Origin of the sequence: Streptomyces milbemycinicus (assembly GCF_002154605.1) — a bacterium.
Taxonomy (GTDB): Bacteria; Actinomycetota; Actinomycetes; order Streptomycetales; family Streptomycetaceae; genus Streptomyces; species Streptomyces milbemycinicus.
Genome location: NZ_MUNE01000901.1, coordinates 1 through 620, shown reverse-complemented (window position 1 = coordinate 620; position 620 = coordinate 1). Strand labels below are relative to the sequence as shown.

The following is a 620-nucleotide window of genomic DNA, read 5'->3' as shown; positions in this document are numbered from 1 at the left end:
GCGGCCACCAGCCGGGCGCGGGCCAGCTGGGTCAGCGCCCATGCCTCGCCGCGCTGGTCGTGGGTGCGGCCGTAGGCATCCAGCGCCTCGCGCAGCTCCCGCTCCGCGCGCGGCACCTCGCCCATGCGCAGACATGCCTGGCCGAGCTGGAAGTGGGCCCAGGCCTGGCCGTGCACGCTCTCGCTCTCCCGGTGCAGCTCCAGGGCCGCGTCCAGCAGCTCCAGCGCTCTGCCGAGCCGACCCCGGTCGCGCTCCACCGCGGCCAGCGCGTGCATCGTCCACGCCCGGTCCGCGCGCAGCTCGTCGGCCGCCTGAAGCTCCATGGCCTCGGTCAGCTTCGCCGCGGCCTCGGTGAGATTGCCCTGGTGGTGCAGGGTGATGCCCAGGCTGCACAGCGCGCGGGCCGCGCCCGCAGTACAGGTCGACCACCGAGGACAGGGTGGTGCGGGCCTGGTCGAGCTCGCCCAGCTGCCGGGCCGCGATGCCGGTGCGCCACTGCACCGAGCGCATCAGCAGCCCCTGGTCCACGGCCTGGGTCAGCTCGCTGATCTCGCCGAGCCGGTACAGGTCGCCGCGCAGCAGGCAGTAGTCGCACAGCGCGCCCAGCAGATGCAGCACCG

The 620-nt window shown here is 74.7% G+C and carries 1 pseudogene; it reads right to left on the bottom strand.

What is annotated here, in order from left to right:
* Positions 1-620, bottom strand: a pseudogene (locus tag CCN51_RS58725) (tetratricopeptide repeat protein); the annotation flags it as partial.